20 protein-coding genes are annotated in these 21,233 nt (G+C 65.9%); 13 read left to right on the top strand and 7 right to left on the bottom strand.

The window, feature by feature from the left end:
• Positions 1–127 precede the first annotated feature (127 nt).
• From K2O51_RS18860 to K2O51_RS18890, 7 genes are all read left to right on the top strand, one after another.
• Complete coding sequence (locus K2O51_RS18860) at positions 128–1,705, top strand: ABC transporter substrate-binding protein (protein ID WP_220631498.1); 1,578 nt, start codon at positions 128–130, stop codon at positions 1,703–1,705.
• Positions 1,706–1,733: 28 nt separating this feature from the next.
• Positions 1,734–2,705 carry an ABC transporter permease gene (locus tag K2O51_RS18865; RefSeq protein ID WP_011297413.1) on the top strand — a complete coding sequence of 324 codons (972 nt, stop codon included), beginning with the start codon at positions 1,734–1,736 and terminating at the stop codon, positions 2,703–2,705.
• Between the two features lie 37 nt (positions 2,706–2,742).
• Positions 2,743–3,693 carry an ABC transporter permease gene (locus tag K2O51_RS18870; RefSeq protein ID WP_011297414.1) on the top strand — a complete coding sequence of 317 codons (951 nt, stop codon included), beginning with the start codon at positions 2,743–2,745 and terminating at the stop codon, positions 3,691–3,693.
• Between the two features lie 11 nt (positions 3,694–3,704).
• Positions 3,705–4,667 (top strand): ABC transporter ATP-binding protein, encoded by a 963-nt coding sequence (locus K2O51_RS18875; protein ID WP_011297415.1) that lies wholly within the window; start codon positions 3,705–3,707, stop codon positions 4,665–4,667.
• Positions 4,664–5,653: an ABC transporter ATP-binding protein gene (locus K2O51_RS18880; protein ID WP_011297416.1), complete on the top strand. Its 990-nt coding sequence runs from the start codon at positions 4,664–4,666 to the stop codon at positions 5,651–5,653. The genes K2O51_RS18875 and K2O51_RS18880 overlap by 4 nt, the downstream gene beginning before the upstream one ends.
• Before the next feature lie 142 nt (positions 5,654–5,795).
• On the top strand, positions 5,796–6,824 hold the full coding sequence (locus K2O51_RS18885) for a porin (protein WP_011297417.1): 1,029 nt from the start codon (positions 5,796–5,798) through the stop codon (positions 6,822–6,824).
• Between the two features lie 51 nt (positions 6,825–6,875).
• Positions 6,876–7,730, top strand: a complete 855-nt coding sequence (locus K2O51_RS18890; protein ID WP_220631499.1) for an N-formylglutamate amidohydrolase — start codon at positions 6,876–6,878, stop codon at positions 7,728–7,730.
• On the opposite strand, the gene K2O51_RS18895 is transcribed toward K2O51_RS18890, so the two are convergent.
• From K2O51_RS18895 to wrbA, 3 genes are read right to left on the bottom strand one after another with little or no spacing between them, the layout of a single operon-like run.
• Positions 7,723–9,141: an FAD-binding oxidoreductase gene (locus K2O51_RS18895; RefSeq protein WP_220631500.1), complete on the bottom strand. Its 1,419-nt coding sequence runs from the start codon at positions 9,139–9,141 to the stop codon at positions 7,723–7,725. The genes K2O51_RS18890 and K2O51_RS18895 overlap by 8 nt on opposite strands.
• A 17-nt stretch (positions 9,142–9,158) precedes the next feature.
• Complete coding sequence (locus K2O51_RS18900; RefSeq protein ID WP_011297420.1) at positions 9,159–9,572, bottom strand: DUF2069 domain-containing protein; 414 nt, start codon at positions 9,570–9,572, stop codon at positions 9,159–9,161.
• Complete coding sequence (gene wrbA, locus K2O51_RS18905) at positions 9,569–10,171, bottom strand: NAD(P)H:quinone oxidoreductase (RefSeq protein ID WP_011297421.1); 603 nt, start codon at positions 10,169–10,171, stop codon at positions 9,569–9,571. The genes K2O51_RS18900 and wrbA overlap by 4 nt, the downstream gene beginning before the upstream one ends.
• Positions 10,172–10,317: 146 nt before the next feature.
• Here wrbA and K2O51_RS18910 point away from each other — a divergent pair, with 146 nt between their 5' ends.
• A complete protein-coding gene (locus tag K2O51_RS18910; protein ID WP_011297422.1) occupies positions 10,318–11,652 on the top strand; it encodes a YihY family inner membrane protein in 1,335 nt (444 codons plus the stop codon).
• Between the two features lie 15 nt (positions 11,653–11,667).
• Here the strand turns inward: K2O51_RS18910 and K2O51_RS18915 are convergent, their stop codons facing one another.
• The 3 genes from K2O51_RS18915 to K2O51_RS18925 all read right to left on the bottom strand — a co-directional run bounded on the left by K2O51_RS18915 (position 11,668) and on the right by K2O51_RS18925 (position 14,218).
• Positions 11,668–11,985: an Mpo1-like protein gene (locus K2O51_RS18915; protein ID WP_011297423.1), complete on the bottom strand. Its 318-nt coding sequence runs from the start codon at positions 11,983–11,985 to the stop codon at positions 11,668–11,670.
• A 98-nt stretch (positions 11,986–12,083) separates the two neighbouring features.
• Positions 12,084–12,908: an alpha/beta fold hydrolase gene (locus tag K2O51_RS18920; RefSeq protein WP_140950010.1), complete on the bottom strand. Its 825-nt coding sequence runs from the start codon at positions 12,906–12,908 to the stop codon at positions 12,084–12,086.
• Positions 12,908–14,218 (bottom strand): O-acetylhomoserine aminocarboxypropyltransferase, encoded by a 1,311-nt coding sequence (locus K2O51_RS18925; RefSeq protein WP_011297425.1) that lies wholly within the window; start codon positions 14,216–14,218, stop codon positions 12,908–12,910. Before K2O51_RS18925 ends, K2O51_RS18920 begins: the two co-directional genes overlap by 1 nt.
• A gap of 230 nt (positions 14,219–14,448) precedes the next feature.
• On the opposite strand from K2O51_RS18925, the gene K2O51_RS18930 reads away from it, so the two are divergent.
• The 5 genes from K2O51_RS18930 (at position 14,449) to K2O51_RS18950 (ending at position 20,154) form a co-directional block, all read left to right on the top strand.
• Positions 14,449–14,895, top strand: a complete 447-nt coding sequence (locus K2O51_RS18930) for a CBS domain-containing protein (RefSeq protein ID WP_011297426.1) — start codon at positions 14,449–14,451, stop codon at positions 14,893–14,895.
• A gap of 127 nt (positions 14,896–15,022) precedes the next feature.
• Positions 15,023–16,921 (top strand): MFS transporter, encoded by a 1,899-nt coding sequence (locus K2O51_RS18935; RefSeq protein WP_011297427.1) that lies wholly within the window; start codon positions 15,023–15,025, stop codon positions 16,919–16,921.
• Positions 16,922–16,955: 34 nt separating this feature from the next.
• Positions 16,956–17,696 (top strand): glutathione S-transferase C-terminal domain-containing protein, encoded by a 741-nt coding sequence (locus tag K2O51_RS18940; RefSeq protein WP_011297428.1) that lies wholly within the window; start codon positions 16,956–16,958, stop codon positions 17,694–17,696.
• 75 nt (positions 17,697–17,771) lie between these two features.
• A complete protein-coding gene (gene aroC / locus K2O51_RS18945; RefSeq protein ID WP_140950008.1) occupies positions 17,772–18,884 on the top strand; it encodes a chorismate synthase in 1,113 nt (370 codons plus the stop codon).
• Between the two features lies 1 nt (position 18,885).
• A complete protein-coding gene (locus K2O51_RS18950) occupies positions 18,886–20,154 on the top strand; it encodes an MFS transporter (protein WP_011297430.1) in 1,269 nt (422 codons plus the stop codon).
• Here K2O51_RS18950 and K2O51_RS18955 read toward each other — a convergent pair.
• Entirely contained in the window at positions 20,076–21,182 is a 1,107-nt protein-coding gene (locus K2O51_RS18955) for an NAD(P)/FAD-dependent oxidoreductase (protein ID WP_140950007.1), read from the bottom strand. The two genes, K2O51_RS18950 and K2O51_RS18955, sit on opposite strands and share 79 nt — an antisense overlap.
• Positions 21,183–21,233 lie beyond the last annotated feature (51 nt).

Here is a 21,233-nt window from a genome sequence, read left to right on the forward strand (position 1 = left end):
GGGTAAACCCTGCTTACTCGTGTCACTTCTTTGTCTTATTCTTCGATACACAGTATCACTGAATGAAACAATGTTTCAGCAAACGAAAACTACGACCCCTGCAGGAGGCTGCCGTCACTGGGCGGCCATGCTCGTTCTGGCGGGCATGCTCGTGTTGGCCGGCGCGAGTTCGGCGCGCGCGGCCGACTTGCGCATTGGCTACAAGGCGGAAATCAGCGCTGCGGATCCGCATGTGCTGGACGCGGCGGGACGGAATCTCTGGGGCCATGTCTACGAGACGCTGGTCGGCCTGGATAACGAACTGCACCCCGTGGCTCAACTCGCCACCGGCTGGCGACAAGTGGACGCACGCACATGGGAGTTCCAGCTTCGCCCGGGCGTGCGCTTCAGCAACGGCGAACCGTTTACCGCGGAAGATGCGCGCTATTCGATCGAGCGCGCACGGCATCTGGCTGGCGCGCGCACGTTCCGCACGTACCTGAAGTCGATTGCCGAAGTGCAGGTCACCGGGCCGCTGACGCTGCGTGTCGTGACGCGCACACCCAACCCGGTGCTGCCGCAGAACGTGGGGCTCGTGGCGATGCTGCCGCGCTCGCTTGGCGGCGCGGTGAAAGAAGCGGACTTCGCCACGGGCCGGGCGGCCATCGGCACGGGTCCATACCGTTTCGTCGCGTGGGAGCATGGCCAGCAGCTCACGTTTGCGCGCAACCCGACCTACTGGGGTGCGCTGGAGCCTTGGGGCCACGTGGTTTTCCAGTTCATGGCCAAGGAGCCGGCGCGTGCCTCGGCGCTGCTGTCGGGGCTGGTGGACATGATCGACGCGTCGTCGGCCAGCATTGCCGACGCCTTCACGCGTACCAACGGGCGCATCCGCACCGTATCGGCCACGTCGTACATGCTGAATTACCTGCAGCTCGACCAGGCGCGCAAGGTGTCGCCCTACGTGAGCGACAACCAAGGCAAGCCGCTGGGCGCCAACCCGCTGCGCGACGCAAAGGTGCGCCAGGCCATCAGCGTGGCGATCGACCGGGACCTGATCGCCGCGCGCGTGACCAAGGGCGATTCCGTGCCGGCTGGCCAACTCGTGCCACAGGGCTTCTTCGGCTTTGCACGCGCCGTGGCCGCGCCGCACGGCGACGCGGCGCTAGCCCGCCGGCTGCTCGCCGAAGCCGGCTATCCGGCGGGCTTCCGCCTGACGCTGCATTGCCCCAACGACCGCTACCTGAACGATGCCAAGACCTGCGAGGCGATCGGCCAGATGCTGACCCGCGCGGGCATCCGGACCGAGGTGCGCACGTTGCCCTATTCGGTGTACATCACGCGCGCCACGTCGGGCGGGGAGGGCGGCAAGCCAGAGTTCAGCGCCTTCATGCTTGGCATCGGGGCGGTCAGCGGCGATTCGCTGGAACCGCTGGTGGCCGCCGCTCACTCGCAGGACAAGAAGGCCGGCCTGGGTGCCAACAACCGCAGCGGCTATGCGAACGCCGCCGTCGACACGCTGGTCGACGAAGCGATGCGCACGATGGACCCGCCCGCGCGCGAGCAGGTGCAGCGCCAGGCGGCCGTGACGTTGGCCGAAGACGTTGGCGTGGTGCCGCTGCACCACCTGCGCGCGACGTGGGCCTACCGCAACGGCCTGGCCGTGAAGCCGCGCAGCGATGGCTTCACCTACGCCATGAACATTCGACCGGCCGCACGCCCCTGAGGCACCGCAGCCATCCCCGGAAGCAACCATGCTGGAAACCCTTCTCAAACGGCTGCTGCAGAGCATTGTGGTGCTCTGGATCATGTCCGTCCTGACCTTCTGCGCCGTGAATCTGATCGGCGATCCGGTGCACCTGCTGGTGAGCCCGACCGCGACCGAGCAGGAGATTGCCGAGGCGCGCCACTCGCTCGGGCTGGACTTGCCTGTGCAGCAGCAGTACCTGCATTTCGTGCAGGGCGCGCTGCACGGCGACCTCGGCGATTCGTTCATCTACAACCGGCCCGCGATCGAGCTGATCGTCAGCCGGATTCCGGCCACGCTGGAACTGGCAGTGACCGCGCTGCTGCTGTCGCTGGCCATTGGCATCCCGATGGGCATCTTCGCGGGCCTGAAGCCTGCGAGCCGCCTGTCGCGGCTGCTGATGGCGTGCTCGCTCGGCGGCGTGATCATGCCGACGTTCTGGATCGGCATGATCGGCATCCTCGTGTTCTCGGTGAACCTGGGCTGGCTACCGTCGGGCGGACGCGGGCCGATCAGCACGGTGCTCGGCATGCCGCTGTCCGTGACGAGCTGGGAGGGCATCCGTTTCCTGCTGCTGCCGGCGCTAACGCTGTCGCTGTTCAAGATTTCGCTGGTGGCGCGGCTGACGGAAGCCGGCACGCGAGAAGTAGCGGGGCAGGAGTACATCAAGTTCGCGCGAGCGAAGGGCGTGGGTGGCGCGCGGCTGGTGCTACGCCATGTGGTGCCCAATGTGCTGATCCCGATCGTGACCGTGGTCGGGCTCGAGTTCGGCCATCTGATCGCGTTCTCGGTCGTGACCGAATCGGTGTTCTCGTGGCCCGGCATGGGCAAGCTGATCATCGACTCGGTGTTGGCGCTGGACCGGCCGGTTGTCGTGGCTTACCTGCTCGTCACGCTGGTGTTGTTCGTGGTGCTCAACCTGATCGTCGACCTGCTTTACGTATTGCTCGATCCGCGCCTGCGCCACAAGGCAGCCTGAACCCCTTTTTTGAACCTGTCATTCGCCAAGTTTTACGATGTCCATCCCTGCAACTGAACCCGGTACGACGGGTGCGCCGCTGGCGTCTGCCAGCGCGCCGGGCACAGCGTCCGCGCGGCCGCATCGGCCGTCTTTTCTCTCACGCTTCCTGCGCAACCGCGTGGCGGCGGCAGCGCTGGCGCTCTTGCTCGCGTTGATGCTGGTCGCCGTGTTCGCCGGCGTGATCAGCCCGCAGAATCCATATGACCTGGCCACCGTGTCAGTCATCGATTCCGAACTGCCGCCCGGCGCGGTCGGCTATGACGGCCAGATGCGCTACTGGCTCGGCACCGACGGTGCTGGGCGCGACCTGGTCAGTGCCATCTTCTATGGCATCCGCATCAGTGTCGGTGTCGGCGTGATCAGCGCCGTGGTGGCGCTCGTGCTCGGTGCCGCGATTGGCCTGATCGCGGCCTACTGCGGCGGCGTGGTCGACGCCGTGATCATGCGCATCGTAGACCTCCAGCTGAGCTTGCCGGCGATTCTTGTCGCGCTGATTCTGCTCGCAGTGCTTGGGCAGGGCGTGGACAAGACGCTGATGGCGCTGGTGATCGTGCAATGGGCCTACTTCGCGCGGACCGTGCGCGCATCGGCACAGGTCGAACGGCGCAAGGACTACGTCGAAGCGGCGCTCGGACAGGGGCTGCCTGCCTGGCGCGTGATGTTCCGCCACATCCTGCCAAACTGCATGGCACCGCTGGTGGTGACCGCGACGCTGCAGATCGCGCATGCGATCACGCTGGAAGCGACCATGAGCTTCCTCGGCATCGGCCTGCCGCGCACGCAGCCGTCGCTGGGCATGCTGATCGCCAATGGCTTCGAATACATGCTGTCGAACAAGTACTGGATCAGCATTTTCCCGGGCGTGGCCCTGGTGCTGCTGATCGGCGCCATCAACCTGGTGGGCGACCGGCTGCGCCGCGTGCTCAATCCCCGCAACGAGGGCTGAGGAGAGAAATCATGGCACTGCTGGAAGTCAACGGTCTGACCACGCGCTTCGCCCTGGAGCACGGCGCGGTCACTGCGGTCGACAATGTTTCTTTCTCGCTGAATGCAGGAGAAATCCTCGGCATCGTCGGCGAGTCCGGATCTGGCAAGTCGGTCACAGCGTTCTCGCTGATGAACCTGCTCGACCCGCCTGGCCGCGTCACTGGCGGGACGGTCCGCTTCAAGGGACAGGATCTGCGTACGTGCACGCCGCGCCAGTGGCAGGCGCTGCGCGGAGACCGTATCGCGATGGTGTTCCAGGACCCGATGATGTCGCTCAACCCGGTCATGCGCATCGGCGCGCAGCTGATCGAGACGGTGCGCGTGCATCACCGCTGCTCGCACACGGAGGCCCATGACCGTGCCGTCGATGCGCTGAAGAAGGTTGGCATTCCCGCGCCGCAGGAACGCATGCAGGCGTATCCGCATGAGCTGTCGGGCGGCATGCGCCAGCGCGTGGCGATTGCCAATGCGCTGATCAACCAACCCGATCTGATCATTGCCGACGAGCCCACCACGGCACTCGACGTGACCATCCAGGCGCAGATCCTGTTCGAGATGAAGCAGCTCGTGCGCGAGACCGGCGCGGCCGTGATCTGGATCAGCCATGACCTGGCCGTGGTCAAGGATCTCGTCGACCGCGTGTGCGTGATGTACGCGGGGCGTGTGGTGGAGCAGGGGCCAGTGGCGGACGTGATCCGTCAGCCGATGCATCCCTATACGCGGGGCCTGCTCGATTCGCTGCCCGCGCACGAGACGCGCGGCCGCACCTTGCGTGCGATTCCCGGCGCCGCGCCGGCGCTGTATGGCTTGCCGCCAGGCTGTGCATTCGCACCGCGTTGCACCCGGGCCAGCGAAAGCTGCGCGCAGGCGCCTCTCGAAGTTTCCGTGCGCGGCCGGTCGCTGCGCTGCGTTCACCCCCTGGAGGCGGCATGACTGTCCTGCTCGAAGCGCGCCATCTGCAGAAGCAGTTTTCCCAAAAGCCAGGCCTGATCGGCCGCGTGACGGGGCGCCACAGTGCACAGCCGGTGGTGCATGCGGTCAACGATGTCTCGCTGCAGGTTCACAGGGGTGAAGTGCTGGGGGTCGTGGGCGAGTCCGGCTGCGGTAAATCGACGCTGGGCCGCATGCTTGCCGGCCTGCTCGCGCCCAGTGGCGGGGATGTGCTGTGGGAAGGCGCGCGTGCCGACACCGCCGCGGCTTCCTACCACCTCGCGGTGCAGATGGTGTTCCAGAACCCTTATGCATCGCTCAACCCGCGCCTGCGCATCGGCCAGGCCATCACGGAAGGTGCGTTGCATCACGGGCTGATCGGACGCGGGCAGGCAGCGTCTTTTGCACGGGAAATGCTTGCGATGGTGGGGCTCGATGCTTCGTATGCCGAGCGCTATCCACACGAATTCTCCGGCGGCCAGCGCCAGCGTGTCGCCATTGCGCGTGCGCTCGCCTTGCAGCCGCGCCTTGTGGTCTGCGACGAGGCCGTGTCGGCGCTGGACGTCTCGGTGCAGGCGCAGGTCATCAACCTGTTCATGGACCTGCGCCGGCAGCAGGAGCTGACCTACGTTTTCATCAGCCACAACCTTGCGGTGGTGGAGCACATGTCGGACCGCGTGGTGATCATGTACCTGGGCCGCATCGTCGAGATGGGTGATGCGCGCTCGGTATTTGCGCAGCCCGGCCATCCCTACACGCGCGCACTGCTGGCCGATGCGCCGAGGCTCGACGGCAGTTCAGCCAGTCACCAGCCAATCCAGGGCGAGTTGCCTAGCCCGCTCGCGCCGCCGTCCGGCTGCGCGTTCCATCCGCGCTGCCCGCATGCGAGCGCGCGGTGCGCGGCGGAGGTGCCGCTGTTGCGCGATATCGGTGGCGGCCGCATGTCGGCGTGCCATCTCAACGAAACAGGCCAGATGAAAGCGGCCTGATCGCGCGCCGCCACGGCGGCGCATTCCACGGGGTTTGCCGCATGGCATCCGTTCCGGTCAACGGCGCGGAGGGCGGCGCTCGCGCTCATGAAGCGTGGCGCATGGCGGCGGGGTTGTTTCGCAAAGGGAGAAGGAGAACAGCATGAAGTCATTCAGTTTTATCGGGCGAGCGTGCCTGGGCGGCGCGCTGCTGGCAGCGTCGGCCGGCGCGGACGCTGCCATGACGCTCTACGGCCGTATCGATACCGATATCGAATATCAGCGCGGTCCGCGCGGCAATGCGGCGCAAATGGTGGACAACGCATCGCGCTGGGGCATGCGCGGCAACGAAGACCTTGGCGGTTCGCTGCGTGCGGATTTCGGCCTGGAGCAGGGCTTCCAGGCTGACAATGGCACTGCCACCAATCCGCAGTTCCGCAATGCCTTTGTTGGCCTGAGCGGCGTGTTTGGCGCGTTTGCGCTGGGGCGGCTCGATTCCGCGACGTCGGTTGGTTCGCCCATTTATTCGCAGATTACGCAGAACGTCGATTTCGTGATCCACGATGCCGGCGCCACCGCCATCGGCACCAAGGTGCTTAATGCGCGCAACCGCGTATCGAACGCGCTCGGCTACGCGACGCCAGATTTCGGGGGGTTCTCGCTGCGTGCCCGTATCAACTTGGCCGGGCCGGATCCCGCTACGCCCAATGCCAGTTCCCCGGTGAAGGAAGAGGACGATTTTCGCCAGTACGACACCGGGCTGAACTATGCCTCGGGCAACTTCTCCGCGGGCCTCGGTTATTCGCGCGATGCCAAGACCGGCGGGCTCGTCGCCAATGATTTTCGCGACAAGATGCAGGCAACGGCCGCCTATGACTTCAAGTTCGTCAACGTGTACGGCGTGTACGGGCGCGACCGCTATGTCGGCACGGCCAGTTCGCGCACCGACGTGCGCTACTGGCTCGCCGGCTTCACGGTTCCCTACGGCGCGCACAGCCTGACCGTGAACTACATGGAGCGCGACGTGCAGAACAGCACGAGCGGCAGGCTGCGCAAGGCGCAGGCCGGCTATGGCTATCGCCTCAGCAAGCGCACCATGCCTTACGTCTTCTTCGACTACGAAGACGGCAACAGCCGCAAGCCCGGCGATACCGTAGTTACCTACGGCATCGGCATCCAGCACAAGTTCTGACCGGCGAAGCGCGTCGGCTGCACTGTCAATTCGTACCTGTCTGTCCGTTCCATGCCCCATCCCTACACCCTGATCGAACCTGTCGTCGCTGCCTTGCCCCTGGTGGTGGATTCTCCGCACAGCGGTCTCCATCACGACGAGATCCTGCCGATGTCGGCGACCCCGGACCAGTTGCTCACCGGCTGGGACGCCTATGTCGACGAACTGTTCGGCTACGCGCCGCAAGTGGGCGGCACGCTGCTGCACGCGGGCTTTCCGCGCTGGCTGGTGGATGCCAACCGCGCGCGCGACGACCTGGACCCCGATCTGCTGGAAGGACAGATGCCGTACCCGCTGCGACCCAGTGACAAGGCCCGGAGAGGCATGGGCGTACTGCGCCGGCAGGCACTGCCGGGCGTTCCGGTCTATGCGTCCAGGCTGCCGGCCGCATTCGCGGAGCAACTGCTAAAGCGGTATTACGATCCGTACCACGCCGCGATTGCAGGCTTGATCTGTACGCAGCACGCGCGATTCGGCGCGGTCTGGCATATCGACTGCCATTCGATGAAGTCGCGCGGCAATGCGATGAACATCGACAACGGCGCAGCACGGCCGGATTTCGTGGTGAGCAACCAGGACGGCAAGACCAGTTCGGCCGAGTTTATCGAGGTGGTGGCCGGACGTCTGCGCGGGTTTGGCTACAACGTGTCGGTCAACTGGCCCTACAAGGGCGCCGAGCTGATCGGCGCCTATTCGGACCCCGCGCGCGGACGGCACAGTTTGCAGATTGAAGTCAATCGCGCGCTGTATCTGGACGAGGCGCGCTTTGTCCGCAGCGAAGGGTTTGCGATGCTGCGCGCGCACCTCGATCTGCTGCTGGAGGCCGTGGCGGCCTATGTGCGCAGCGAGGTGCCGGCGTTCAGATGACCTTGCCGGGGTTCATCAGCCCCAGCGGGTCCAGTGCCTGCTTGATGGCACGCATCATCGCCAGCTCTACCTCGCTCTTGTAAAGGCGGTTCTCCTCGCGCTTGAGCTGGCCGAGGCCGTGCTCGGCGGAGATCGAGCCGCCGTGCGAATGCACGCTGTCATGCACGACGCGGTTGACGGCGTCCTGGTTGCGCAGGAAGTCGTCATGATCGACGCCAGCCGGCGGCGATACGTTGTAGTGCAGGTTGCCGTCGCCGAGGTGGCCGAAGGTCACCATGCGTGCACCGGGGAACGACACCTGCAATAGCGCGTCGGTCGTCTCGATGAAATCGGCCACGCGTGACACGGGCACGGCGATGTCGTGCTTGATGTTCTTGCCTTCCTCGACCTGCGCAAGCGGAATGTGTTCACGCAGGTTCCAGAAATCGCGCGACTGCTGCACGGATTCGGCCACCGCGGCGTCGATGACCACGCCGGTGTCGAAGGCAACCTGCATCAGCTTTTCGAAGATCGCGCGCGCGTGGTCTTCGCTTTCGCTATCGGACAGCTCCATCAGCACAAGTTGCGGATGCACCTCCGAAAACGGGTAGCGCAGCTGCGGGAAGTGCGTGGTGACGAGCCGCATGCTCAGCGCGGACATCAGCTCGAAGCCGGTCAGCATGGCACCGGCATGCGATTGCGCGATGGCCAGCAGCGCCAGCGCCGCACGCGGGCTCGCCACGGCGGCCAGCGCCGTAACGCTTGCCCGCGGCAGCGGGAACAGCTTCATGACCGCAGCGGTAATGATGCCGAGCGTGCCTTCGGCGCCGATGAACAAATCACGCAGGTCATAGCCCGTGTTGTCCTTGCGCAGGCCGCGCAGGCCGTGCCAGATCTCGCCCTTCGGCGTCACAACTTCCAGCCCCAGGCAGAGTTCGCGCGTATTGCCGTAGCGCAGCACCGCGGTGCCGCCAGCGTTCGTGGACAGGTTGCCGCCGATGGTGCAGCTACCTTCGGCCGCGAGACTCAGCGGAAACAGCCTGCCGTGTTCGTGCGCCACGTCCTGCAGATGCTGCAGCACGACGCCGGATTCGACCGTGATGGTGTTATTGAGCGGATCGACCTGCCGTACGCGGTTCAGCCGCTGCAGCGAAATCACCACGGAATCCGTCGTGGTCGGCGTAGCGCCACCGCACAGGCCGGTATTGCCGCCCTGTGGCACCACGGCGATCTTGTGGGCGTGGCATGCATGCACGGCGGCGGCGACTTCCTCGGCATTGGCCGGGCGCAGTATGGCAATGGCGTCGCCGGTGTAGCGCTTGCGCCAGTCGGTCAGGTAGGGCGCCTTGTCGGCGGCATCGGTCAACACGTGCTGGGGACCGAGTGCGGCGCGGCAGAGATCGAGGAAGGAGTCGTGGTGCGAGGCAGGCATGTCGTGTCCGGGTGCGTCTACTTGCCGGTGTCGGCCGAGGTGGTCTTCAACGCCTTGGCCCGGCGCTTGTACGGGCGCAGGTAAAAGATGGTGCTGAAGAAGAACAGCAGGGTGAGCGCCACTTCGATCCATGCCAGCGTGGAAGAGGGCCCGCGGTCGCTGGTGGCGCGCACGACGCCTTCGGTGAAGAACAACAGGATCAGCATCGACGACCACTGCATGGTGTAGCGGTCGCGCGTAAGCACGCCGCGCAACGGCAGCAGCAGCGGCAGAAACTTGAGGACCAGCCACGATCCGCCGGGCCGCAGCGGTGCCAGGAACCACTCCCACGCGATGCACAGCAACATCAGCGCGACGAGGCTGCCGACGCTCAGGCGATACAGCGCGGCGTTATGCAGGGCGCTGTCGCTGACCTCCGGCGCGGCGGTCATGCGCGGTCCCCTGCCAGTCGCAGGGCCGCTTCGGCCAGTCGTTTTCCCATGGCCATGGCCAATGCGGCCTCGTCGTCGGTGACCGGGCCGCGGTTGTCGCCATGCGCGTGGTGGCTCGGGCCGTAGGGCGTACCGCCGGCCGTGGTCGTCATCAGCGCCTTCTCGGAATAGGGCAGCCCCATGATCAGCATGCCGTGGTGAAGCAACGGCAGCATCATCGACAGCAAGGTGGTTTCCTGGCCGCCGTGCAGGCTTCCGGTCGCGGTGAACACGCAGGCCGGCTTGCCGGTGAGCGCGCCCGACAGCCACTGGGCGACGGTGCCGTCGAGAAAATACTTCATCGGCGCAGCCATATTGCCGAAGCGCGTCGGGCTGCCCAGCGCCAGGCCGGCGCATTCCTCGAGGTCGCGCAATTCGGCATAGGGCGGGCCGTCGGCAGGGATGTCGGAAGCGGTGGCTTCGCAGATGGTGGAGACAGGCGGCACTGTGCGCAGGCGCGCCTGGACGCCGGGGACGCTGTCGATGCCGGTGGCGATCAGTTCGGCCAGTTTGCGGGTACTGCCGTGGCGGCTGTAATAGAGGACGAGGATGTCGGTCATGGAACAGGTCGGCGGGCGCTGCCTGAGGCGTATGGCCCGGGGTGTACGGCGGAGGAGGCGGAACAATCCGCGTATTATAGTTGTGCCCCCGCCACGTCAGCGGGGTCGCCCCCTCTCCACATCAACACACAGGAGCCTGCTGCCGCATGTTAGGAACCCGCGTTGCCCGCCTGCGCAGGGAATGGAGTCTGCAGAAGCTGCGCGCGCTCTCGCGCTACGCGCTGCGCCGCGCGGGCGAAGGCCGCCTGCCCCAGGTTGCCGCCAGCCTCACCTTCACCACCTTCCTGTCGGTCGTGCCGGTGCTGACCGTGGCCTTCGCCTTGCTGGCCGCCTTCCCGGTGTTCCGCGAATTCCGCTCGGACATCGAGACCTTCCTGTTCCAGAACCTGATTCCCGGCAACGTCAGCGAATCGATCTCGCGCTATCTCGGCCAGTTTTCCAAGAGTGCGCGCGGCCTGACGGCCATGGGCCTTGGCGGCCTGATGCTGACATCGGTGCTGACTATGCTGACGGTCGAGGACGCGCTCAACGGGATCTGGCGTGTCAAGCAGCGCCGGCCATTTGCGCAGCGCGTGCTGATGTTCTGGGCTGTGCTGACATTCGGCCCGGTGCTGATCGGCGCAAGCCTGTCGGTCAGTTCGTACCTGATCTCGGTGTCTGCCGGCTATGTCGGCAATATGCCGATCGGATTGGGGCTGCTGGTCAGCGCGACGCCTATCGTGCTGTCGGCGCTTGCGTTTGCGTTCCTCTATACCGCGGTCCCCAACGCTTATGTCGAGTGGCGCGACGCCATCGCGGCCGGGCTTGTCGCAGCCATCGCATTCGAATTCGCCAAGCGTGGGTTTGGCTATTTCATCACGCATATCCCGACGTACACGGCGGTCTATGGCACGTTTGCGGCGCTGCCGATTTTCCTGTTGTGGATCTACCTGAGCTGGCTGGTGACGCTGCTCGGCGCCACCATCGCCGCCAATCTTCCGGTCGTGCGGCAAGGTCACTGGCGCCGGCGTACCTTCGCCGGCAGTGAGTTCTTCGATGCGCTCGGCGTGCTGCTGCTGCTATACAAGGCGCGCGACGAAGTACCGCGCAGCGTGGGGGAAATGGACCTGAGCCGCAAGCTGCGCGTGGAGGCCGATTACCTCGGCGTGCTGCTCGGCAAGCTCAAGGCCATGCATCTGATCGGCAAGCTGCAGCAGGAACGCGGGCAGGCGCACTGGGCGCTGCTGTGCGATCCGTCGCAGGTGCCGCTGCGGACCTTGTATGACCGGCTGGTGCTGAACTTGCCGCGCTTGCCGCGCACGGCGGTGGCGCAGCAGCTGCAGGGCGCCGAGGTGCTCAAGTCGATCCTGGTCAATCCGCAGCTGGATCAGCCGCTGGACGTGGTGTTCAGGCAGCAGGTTGCCACGGATCCACTGGCGTCCGGGGCAAACGAGACACTGCGACCAGCGCTGGAGATGGTCCCGCCGGGCAGGCGGGGATAAAAGGGCGGGGGGTGTTCAGAACGGAATCCGCCCGCGCAGGATATCCGCATACATTACCCAGTCCCCCATCAGGCTGTAGAGCGGGTGGCGGAACGTAGCGGGGCGATTTTTCTCGAACACGAAGTGCCCCACCCAGGCAAAGGCGTAACCGGACAGTACCGCGCCGAGCAGCCACCAGGCATTTCCGGTAACAACCAGCATCAGCAGGCAAAGCAAGGCCACGGTCGAGCCGGCGAAATGCAGGCGCCGGCAGGTGCGGTCCTGGTGTTCGCTCAGATAGTAGGGGTAGAACGCCGCAAAGCTTTCGAATTCGCGCGTGTGGGCGCCGGCCATGGCTGTCTCCGAATCCTTGTTCCGATAGGACCAAGTGTAGTCCGCCCGGCGCGGCAGGTGCGGACGGCGCCACGCGGCCCGTCCGCTGGTGGGGTCGCTCAGCGCGCCGCTACCACCTTGCGCGCGAAGGCGGCGAGGGCGTCGAGCACTTCGTCCGGCCGCTCCCCCATCATGGCGTGGCCGCAAGGCACCGACACCATGCTGGCATTGGCCATCTTCGCGGCGAGTGCCTGCGCGGCCTTGGGCGAGGTCATCATGTCCTTGCTGCCCGTGATGAACAGCGCCGGGCAGACCAGCGCCGCCGCGGCTTCTTCGCCATGCGCATAGCTGTTGCAGGCCTTGAAGTCGTTGTGGAACACGTGGATAGACGGATTGTTACGCGACACGCGCTCCATCAGTCGCTGGCTGCCGCCCTGCATCCATGCGCCGGGTCCCGGGAACGACGGCTTGTTGGCCAGGCTCGAGTGCGACCACGCATTGACCATGGCGATGGCCTGGTCTTCTCGGTTCAGCGCGGCGTCCAGCAGGGCATCGGATACCTTCATCGGATAAGCCGTTGCCAGCAGTCCAATACCCCGCACCGCCTGCGGATGGCGCGCCGCGCATTCGAGCGCGATCAGCGAGCCCATGCTGTGGCCGAACACCAGCGCGGGCGCGGTCACGCCAGCGGCAGCCACCAGCGACATGACCCAGTCGGCCATCTCTTCGACGGTGGCCAGCGGCGCGCCCTTGCTGCGGTTGTGGCCCGGCAGGTCCACTGCCAGCACGGAGAAGCCGTGGTTCGCGAACCAGCGGGTCTGCAGCGCCCAGACGCTGTGATCATTCTGCGCACCGTGCACGAACACGGCGCAGGGCAAGGTGGGGTCGAACGGCTTGCCACCGGTGTAGGCGTAGGCCGGCTGGCCTGCGATCTTCAGTTCCATCAGGCTTGCCCTCCCTTGCCGCTCATCGCCTTCTCCGCAGCCTTCAGGCCGCGCTTGAGGTCGTCGATCAGGTCGTCGGCGTCTTCGAGGCCAATCGACAGGCGGATGGTCCCCTCGGTGATACCGGCCGCCTGCAGCGCGGCGGCATCCATGCGGAAGTGCGTGGTCGAGGCCGGGTGGATCACCAGCGAGCGGGCGTCGCCGACATTGGCCAGGTGCGAGAACAGCGACAGGCTTTCGATGAAGCGCTTGCCGGCTTCGCGGTTGCCCTTGAGGTTGAAGCTGAACACCGCGCCGCAGCCGCGCGGCAGCAGGCGCTTGGCCAGTTCGTAGTCGGGGTGCGATTCCAGTTCGGGATACGCGACCGATTCGACCATCGGGTTCGACGCCAGGAACTGCACCACGCGCCGCGTGTTTTCGACATGGCGCGCCATGCGCAGCGGCAGCGTTTCCACGCCTTGCAGCAGTTGCCACGCGGCCATCGGGTTCATGCAGGCGCCAAAGTCGCGCAGGCCTTCGCGGCGCGCGCGCAGCAGGAACGGAGCGACCGTGCTTTCCTCGGTGAAGACCATGTTGTGGAAGCCTTCATACGGCTCCGACAGTTCCGGGAAGCGCCCGGAGGCCTCGAAATCGAACGTGCCGCCTTCCACTAGCACGCCGCCGATGGTGGTGCCGTGGCCGCCCAGGAACTTGGTGGCCGAATGGTAGAGCAGGCCCGCGCCGTGGTCGAACGGGCGCAGCAGGTAGGGCGTGGTGAACGTGGAATCGACCAGCAGCGGAATGCCGTTGTCCTGGCCGAGCTGCGCCAGCGTCGGGATGTCCAGCACATCGAGGCCCGGATTGCCGAGCGATTCGCCGAACAGCAGTCGCGTGTTCGGGCGGATGGCGGCGCGCCAGCCGTCGATGTCGCGCGGCTTGACGAAGGTGGTCTCGATGCCGAAGCGGCGCAGCGTGTAATGCAGAAGGTTCTGCGAGCCGCCATACAGCGCGGTGGACGCAACGATATGCGAGCCGGCGCCCATCAGCGTGGCCACGGCAAGGTGCAGCGCAGCCTGGCCCGAGGCAGTCGCGATCGCGCCCGCGCCGCCTTCCAGTGCGGCAATGCGTTCTTCCAGTACCGCCACGGTGGGGTTGGAAATGCGCGAGTAAACGTGGCCGGCGCGCTCCATGTTGAACAGCGAGGCGGCATGCTCGCTGTCCTTGAACACGAACGAGGTGCTCAGGTGGATGGGCGTGGCCCGGGCCCCCGTGGCGGGATCGGGCGCGGCGCCGGCGTGCAGCGCCAGCGTGTCGAAACGGGTACCAGACATGGCGATTCGGGCGAGAGTTGTCTCCGGGCTGCATCGTAGCACCGTGCGTGAGACGGTGGGGCCATCCCCCCGGAAACCGGCCTGTGCTTTACTTATGCGGCTGATTTCGGCTAGGATCGGCGCACGGGCACCCCCTTGTCCGCGCAAATCCCAATTTCCCAGCAACAGAAAAGATCAGGCATCAGGCCCCATCGGGCGCCATGCCGCAGGCACCGGTAGCGGAGACAAATATGAAAGTCAGCGACATCCTCCAGATCAAGGGCAATACGCTCTACACCGTGACGCCTGACACCGCATTGCTGGTTGCCGTCCACACCATGGCCGAGCACGACATCGGCTCGCTGGTGGTGATGGAGTACGGCGACCTGGTCGGCATGCTGACCTTCCGCGAGATCATCGAGACGCTGGCCAAGAACGGCGGCAGCGTCGGCACCACCAGCATCCGCAAGGTGATGGATGATGCGCCGCTCACCTGCACCATGGAGACCGACGTCAATGAGGTCCGCCGCATGATGCTGGAGCGTCACACCCGCTACCTGCCGATCCTCGACAACCGCACGCTGATGGGCGTGATCTCGTTCTACGACGTGGCCAAGGCCGTGGTGGAAGACCAGAGCTTCGAGAACAAGATGCTCAAGGCCTATATCCGCGACTGGCCCGAAGAGCGCGCAGACTGAGCAACGCCGGGCCTGGTCTGTCCCGGCCCGGTGCAGTCCGGCCATGCGCTGATGGCATGATGGCGGCCGGAAAGCCGCCCCGGCAGAATCCCGGGGCCAACCGATCCGGGCCCCCGGGCCTGCCAACATGAGCCAACACAGCCAGTTCCGACTGCTCGGCGCGCGCCGTTTCGCCCCATTTTTCTGGACCCAGTTCCTGGGGGCGATGAACGACAACGTCTTCAAGGTCGCCTTCACCTCGCTGGTGACCTACCACACGGCACTGTTCGAGGGCGTGGATGCCCGCAGCGCCGCATTCCTGATCTCTGCGATCTTCATCGCTCCGTTCGTGCTGTTTTCTGCGACCAGCGGGCAGATCGCCGACAAGATCGAAAAGTCGCGCCTGATCCGACTGGTGAAGTCGCTCGAGATCGCCATCATGGTGCTCGGGTGCGCCGGATTTGCCTGGCACAGCGCGACGCTGCTCTATACAGGCACGTTCCTGATGGGGCTGCATTCCACGCTGTTCGGCCCGGTGAAGTTCGCCTACCTGCCGCAGCACCTCGACGAAACCGAACTGGTTGGCGGCAACGGGCTGGTCGAGATGGGCACCTTTGTCGCGATCCTGATCGGCACGCTGATCGGCGGCGAAATGGCAGGCCTGGAGCAGGGTGGCAAGCTCATGGGTCCGCTGTACGTCGGCATCGCTTGCATCGCCATTGCCGTGGCGGGGCGCGTCGTGTCCGGCGGCGTGCCCGTGTCGCCCGCGCCACAGCCCGACCTGCGCATCAACTGGAACCCGTTCACGGAGACCTGGCGCAACCTGATGCTGGCGCGCGAGAACCGCACGGTCTTCCTGAGCCTGCTTGGCATTTCGTGGCTGTGGTTTCTCGGCGCGACGTTCCTGACGTCGTTCTTCAGCTTTGCCAAGGACGTGCTTGGTGGCGACCAGAACGTGGTGACGCTGCTGCTCGCGGTGTTCTCGATCGGCATCGGCATCGGCTCGCTGCTGTGCGAACGGCTGTCGGGCCGGCATGTCGAGATCGGCCTGGTGCCGTTCGGCTCGATCGGCATGACGCTGTTTGCCGTGGACCTGTACTTCGCCAGCCACGGGCAGGCGAGCGGCACGCTGACGGGTATCGGCGGCTTCCTTGCCGAGCCGCGCCACTGGCGCGTGCTGGCGGACCTGCTGCTGCTCGCGATGTTTGGCGGTTTCTACAGCGTGCCGCTGTATGCACTGATCCAGAGCCGCAGTGCGCCGACGCATCGTGCGCGGATCATCGCCGCGAACAACATCCTCAACAGCTTTTTCATGATCGGCGCTTCGCTGCTAGGCGTGGCGCTCACGCAGGCGGGCTTCAGCATTCCGGAGCTGTTCCTGGTGGTGGGGCTGCTCAATGCGCTGGTCGCGATCTACATCTACTCGCTGGTACCGGAATTCCTGCTGCGCTTCGTGGCCTGGATCCTGGTGCATACGGTGTACCGGCTGCGTCGGGTGAATGCCGAGCGTATCCCGGCAGACGGCCCGGCCGTGCTCGTCTGCAACCACGTGAGCTTCGCCGATGCGGTGGTGCTGATGGCTGCCAGCCCGCGCCCCGTGCGCTTCGTGATGGACCATCGCATCTTCAAGGTCCCGTTGATGTCGTCGTTCTTCCGGCATGCGCGTGCTATTCCGATCGCGCCCGCGCATGAAGATCCCGCGCTGCTGGCCAAGGCCTACGATGACGTGGCCGCTGCGTTGCAGGACGGGGACCTGGTCTGCATCTTCCCGGAAGGCAAGATCACCGCTAACGGAGAGATCAATCCGTTCAAGCAGGGCGTGCAGCAGATCATCCAGCGCACGCCGGTCACGGTGGTGCCCATGGCCTTGCGCGGCCTGTGGGGCAGCTTCTTCTCGCGCAAGGGCGGGGCGGCCATGACGCGGCCGTTCCGGCGCGGCATCCTGAGCCGGCTTGAGCTCGTCGTGGGCGAGCCGGTGCCGCCGGAAAGCGCTACGCCGGAAGGCCTGCAGCAGATGGTGACCTCGCTGCGCGGCGAATGGCGCTAGCCGGCGCTCTGACGCCATCCTTTCCGACCTCGCCATGCTGACGCTCTACACGTTCGGACCCGCTTTTGGCCTTCCCGACGCCAGCCCGTTCGTCACGAAGGCCGAAATGCTGCTCAAGCTCGCCGGCCTGCCATACGAGACCAGGCGCGGCAGCCTGCGGCGTGCGCCCAAGGGCAAGCTGCCCTATCTCGACGATATGGGGCGCATCGTGGCCGATTCCACGCTGATCCGCTGGCATATCGAGAAAACTTACCACATCGATTTCGATGGGGATCTGAGCCCGGAAGAGCGGGGCATCGCCTGGGCCGCCGAGAAGCTCATGGAAGACAACCTGTACTGGGCCGTGGCGCGCGTACGGTGGCTCGATGAGGCGAACTTCGAGCGCGGTCCAGCGCAGTTCTTCCGGGGCGTGCCCGCGCCGATGCGTGGGCTGGCCGAGCGGCTCGTACGGCACAAGGTGCGCCGCACATTGTGGAATCAGGGTTTGGGGCGGCATAGCGAAGAAGAGCTGGTAGCGCTGGCCAACAAGGGCGTGACATCGATCGCAGACATCCTTGGCGACCGCCAGTACCTGATGGGAGGCAAGCCATGCGGCGCCGATGCCACGCTGTTCGCGTTTGCCGGCAGCCTGCTGTGCCCGGTCTTTGACACCCCGATCCGCACGGCCGCGGAAGAACATTCCAACCTCGTCGCCTACGTCGAACGCATGCGCCAGGAGTTCTATCCCGATTTCGATCCCGCCACCGCGCTCAGCGGCGACCTGTCGCGCCGCTGAGCGGCAAGCGGGCGCAGAACCGGCGGCAATGGCCTTACAATGTAGGCCGTCCCCAATTTCTGTGCGGTTTCCATCATGTCCGGCAATACCCTTGGCCTGCTCTTCACTGTCACCACCTTCGGCGAATCGCACGGGCCCGCCATCGGCGCGGTGGTGGACGGTTGCCCGCCGGGCATGGATCTGACCGAAGCCGATATCCAGGGCGACCTGGACCGCCGCAAGCCGGGTACTTCGCGGCACGTCACGCAACGCAAGGAACCGGACCAGGTCGAGATCCTGTCGGGCGTGTTCGAAGGCAAGACCACGGGCACGCCGATCTGCCTGCTGATCCGCAACACCGACCAGCGCAGCAAGGACTACGGGAATATCGTCGAGACGTTCCGCCCCGGGCATGCCGACTACACCTACTGGCAGAAGTACGGCATCCGCGACTATCGCGGCGGCGGCCGCTCGTCGGCGCGCCTGACCGCACCGGTCGTGGCGGCGGGCGCCGTGGCCAAGAAGTGGCTGCGCGAGCAGTTCGGCACGGAAATCCGCGGCTATATGTCGAAGCTGGGCGAAATCGAGGTGCCGTTCAGCGACTGGTCGCATGTGCCCGAGAACCCGTTCTTCGCCGCCAATGCGGACATCGTTCCGGAACTCGAAACCTATATGGACGCGCTGCGCCGCGACGGCGATTCGGTCGGCGCTCGCATCGAAGTCGTTGCCAGCAATGTGCCAGTGGGCCTTGGTGAGCCGCTGTTCGATCGCCTCGATGCCGATATCGCGCATGCGATGATGGGCCTCAACGCGGTCAAGGGCGTGGAGATTGGCGCCGGCTTCAAGAGCGTGGAGCAGCGCGGCAGCGAGCACGGCGACGAGCTTACCGCGCAGGGCTTCCGCGGCAATAACGCGGGTGGCATCCTCGGCGGCATTTCCACGGGTCAGGACATCACCGTGTCGCTGGCGATCAAGCCGACCTCCAGCATCCGCACGCCGCGCGAGTCGATCGACAAGGCCGGCAATGCCGCGACGGTCGAGACCTTCGGCCGCCACGATCCGTGCGTGGGCATCCGCGCGACGCCGATCGCCGAGGCGCTGCTCGCGCTCGTGCTGGTCGACCACGCGCTGCGCCATCGCGCGCAGTGCGGCGACGTCAAGGTGGACACGCCGCGCATCCCCGCGCAGGCCCCTGGCCAGTCGGGCTGAGTTGGCCGCGGCGCCCGAGACCGTCAGCGCCGTTCCGGCGCGGCCCGAATATGGCCGCTTCGGTCTCTTCTACCTGGGGTACTACGGCTACGTCGGCGTGATTTCGCCGTTCGTCAGCCTGTTCTTCGCCGCGCGCGGCTTCAACGCCGTGCAGATCGGCGTGCTGATGGCCTCATTCCAGTTCAGCCGCATCCTCGGCCCGTACCTGTGGGGTTGGCTTTCGGACATGATGCACACGCGCGTGCGCATCCTGCGTTTCACGGCCGTGGGCGCACTCGCCGCGTTCCTTGCGCTGCCGGCCGTGCATAGCTACGGCGGCATGATGGCAATGATGGTGGCCATCAGCCTCATCACCAGCGCGATGTCGCCGCTCGGCGATGCCCTGACCATTTCCACGCTGCGCCGCTACGGCGCGTTTGACCACCGCTATGGCCGCATCCGCATGTTCGGCTCGGTCGGTTTCATCGCAGCCGTATTGGCGGGCGGCGCGCTGTTCCAGCAACTCGGCATGCAGACCTTTCCATGGGTCGCCAGCACGATGCTCGCGATCCTGATGGCGATGGTGTTCGGCATGCGCGACGCGCCCGACGAGGGTCCGCGCGTGCGACCGCCGCCCGCACTGCCGTTGCTGCGGCGGCCCGATGTGGCGTGGTTCTTCGCGTCGGCGTTCCTGATGATGTTCGCGCACGCGGCGCTGTACGTGTTCTATTCACTCTATCTGGAGCGGCTGGGGTACAGCAAGTTTGCGATCGGCGTGATGTGGACGATCGGCGTGGTTGCCGAGATCGTGTTCTTCTATTTCCAGGGCCGGTTGTTCGCGCGCGTGCCGCTCGGGACGATCCTGGCCGGGACCTTCGTGCTGGCCGCGGTGCGATTTGGGCTGACCGGCTACTTTCCGGAAGCGCTGTGGCTGATGGCCGCCGTGCAGGTGCTCCACGCCGCCACGTTTGCCGCGCACCACAGCGCCAGCCTCAAGCGCCTGCAGCACTGGTTCGCCGGGCCGCTGCAGGGCAGGGGACAGGCGCTGTACACGGGGATTTCCTACGGCGTTGGCGGCACACTGGGTGGGCTGGTGATGGGCTGGACCTGGAAGGCGCTCGCCCCCGCGCATACCTTCGGTCTTGCGGCGGCCGCTGCTGCCGCGGGTGCCATCTGTGCCGCGATGAGTTTCCGTAGCGGCTCGGGCGCGGCTCAGGACAATTCGGCGGCCACGCGTTCGGCGATGGCCAGCGACGAGGTCAGCCCCGGGGACTCGATGCCGAACAGGTGAACCAGTCCCGGCACGCCGTGCACCGCGGGGCCATCGATGCGGAAATCGGCGGCAACTTCATGCGGGCCACTGATCTTCGGACGGATGCCGGCATAGCCGGGCTGCAACGCCCCGTCGGCGAGCGCCGGCCAGTAGCGGCGCACCTCGTCATAGAAGCTGTCTGCATCAGCGGGGTCGACGCTGTATTCGATGTCGTCGATCCATCGCACATTCGGGCCGAAGCGGGCTTGCCCGCCCATGTCGATCGTCAGGTGCACGCCGAGGCCGGCGGCTTCGGGCACCGGATAGATCAGGCGCGAAAACGGCGCACGCCCGGCTAGCGTGAAATAGCAGCCCTTGGCGTAATACTGCGGCGGGATGTGGTCTTCCGGCATGCCGTCGATACGCCGAGCCAGTTCGGGCGCGGTCAGGCCGGCCGAGTTGACGACCGAGCGGGCCAGCAGCGTGGTGCTGCCGCCGTCCTCGCTGCCGACTTCAAGCTCGATGCCTGCAGGCGTGATCGCGCCGCGCAGCACCGGCGACTGTACGGCCAACATCGCGCCCGCGCTTTCGGCGTCGCCGAGCAGCGCTGTCATCAAGCCGTGGCTGTCCACGATGCCGGTCGATGGCGAGAGCAGGGCGGCGTGGCATTGCAGTTGCGGCTCCAGGGCCTGCGCTTCGGCTCGGGTCAGCAGCTGCATGTCATGCACGCCATTGGCCGCGGCCTTCGCTCGGATGCCTTCCAGCGTGGCGACCTGCGCCTCGCTCGTGGCGACGATCAGCTTGCCGCAACGCTGATGGGCAACGTGGTGCGAGGCGCAGTACTCGTACAGCATCTCCTTGCCGCGTACGCATAGTTCGGCCTTGAGCGAGCCGGCCGGATAGTAGATGCCGGCATGGATCACCTCGCTGTTGCGCGCGCTGGTAATGGTGCCGAACGCATTCTCGGCCTCCAGGATGATCACTTCGCGCCCGTTCTGCGCCAGCGCCCTGGCGACAGCCAGCCCGACGACGCCTGCACCGATCACCACGCAATCGACGTTCTCCATAGTCTTTCCCTTGTTCTGGTTGATGCTGTATTCGATATGCGCCTAACCGTC

The organism is Cupriavidus pinatubonensis (assembly GCF_019602855.1).
GTDB classification, from domain to species: Bacteria; Pseudomonadota; Gammaproteobacteria; order Burkholderiales; family Burkholderiaceae; genus Cupriavidus; species Cupriavidus pinatubonensis.

Coding starts and splice junctions, on each gene's coding strand:
- K2O51_RS18865 (WP_011297413.1), top strand. CDS start 1,734: ATGCTGGAAACCCTTCTCAAACGGCTGCTGCAGAGCATTGTGGTGCTC.
- K2O51_RS18935 (WP_011297427.1), top strand. CDS start 15,023: ATGAGCCAACACAGCCAGTTCCGACTGCTCGGCGCGCGCCGTTTCGCC.
- K2O51_RS18930 (WP_011297426.1), top strand. CDS start 14,449: ATGAAAGTCAGCGACATCCTCCAGATCAAGGGCAATACGCTCTACACC.
- K2O51_RS18860 (WP_220631498.1), top strand. CDS start 128: ATGCTCGTTCTGGCGGGCATGCTCGTGTTGGCCGGCGCGAGTTCGGCG.
- K2O51_RS18915 (WP_011297423.1), bottom strand. CDS start 11,985: ATGGCCGGCGCCCACACGCGCGAATTCGAAAGCTTTGCGGCGTTCTAC.
- K2O51_RS18875 (WP_011297415.1), top strand. CDS start 3,705: ATGGCACTGCTGGAAGTCAACGGTCTGACCACGCGCTTCGCCCTGGAG.
- wrbA (WP_011297421.1), bottom strand. CDS start 10,171: ATGACCGACATCCTCGTCCTCTATTACAGCCGCCACGGCAGTACCCGC.
- K2O51_RS18895 (WP_220631500.1), bottom strand. CDS start 9,141: ATGCCTGCCTCGCACCACGACTCCTTCCTCGATCTCTGCCGCGCCGCA.
- K2O51_RS18910 (WP_011297422.1), top strand. CDS start 10,318: ATGTTAGGAACCCGCGTTGCCCGCCTGCGCAGGGAATGGAGTCTGCAG.
- aroC (WP_140950008.1), top strand. CDS start 17,772: ATGTCCGGCAATACCCTTGGCCTGCTCTTCACTGTCACCACCTTCGGC.
- K2O51_RS18885 (WP_011297417.1), top strand. CDS start 5,796: ATGAAGTCATTCAGTTTTATCGGGCGAGCGTGCCTGGGCGGCGCGCTG.
- K2O51_RS18890 (WP_220631499.1), top strand. CDS start 6,876: ATGCCCCATCCCTACACCCTGATCGAACCTGTCGTCGCTGCCTTGCCC.
- K2O51_RS18900 (WP_011297420.1), bottom strand. CDS start 9,572: ATGACCGCCGCGCCGGAGGTCAGCGACAGCGCCCTGCATAACGCCGCG.
- K2O51_RS18940 (WP_011297428.1), top strand. CDS start 16,956: ATGCTGACGCTCTACACGTTCGGACCCGCTTTTGGCCTTCCCGACGCC.
- K2O51_RS18880 (WP_011297416.1), top strand. CDS start 4,664: ATGACTGTCCTGCTCGAAGCGCGCCATCTGCAGAAGCAGTTTTCCCAA.
- K2O51_RS18925 (WP_011297425.1), bottom strand. CDS start 14,218: ATGTCTGGTACCCGTTTCGACACGCTGGCGCTGCACGCCGGCGCCGCG.
- K2O51_RS18920 (WP_140950010.1), bottom strand. CDS start 12,908: ATGGAACTGAAGATCGCAGGCCAGCCGGCCTACGCCTACACCGGTGGC.
- K2O51_RS18870 (WP_011297414.1), top strand. CDS start 2,743: ATGTCCATCCCTGCAACTGAACCCGGTACGACGGGTGCGCCGCTGGCG.
- K2O51_RS18955 (WP_140950007.1), bottom strand. CDS start 21,182: ATGGAGAACGTCGATTGCGTGGTGATCGGTGCAGGCGTCGTCGGGCTG.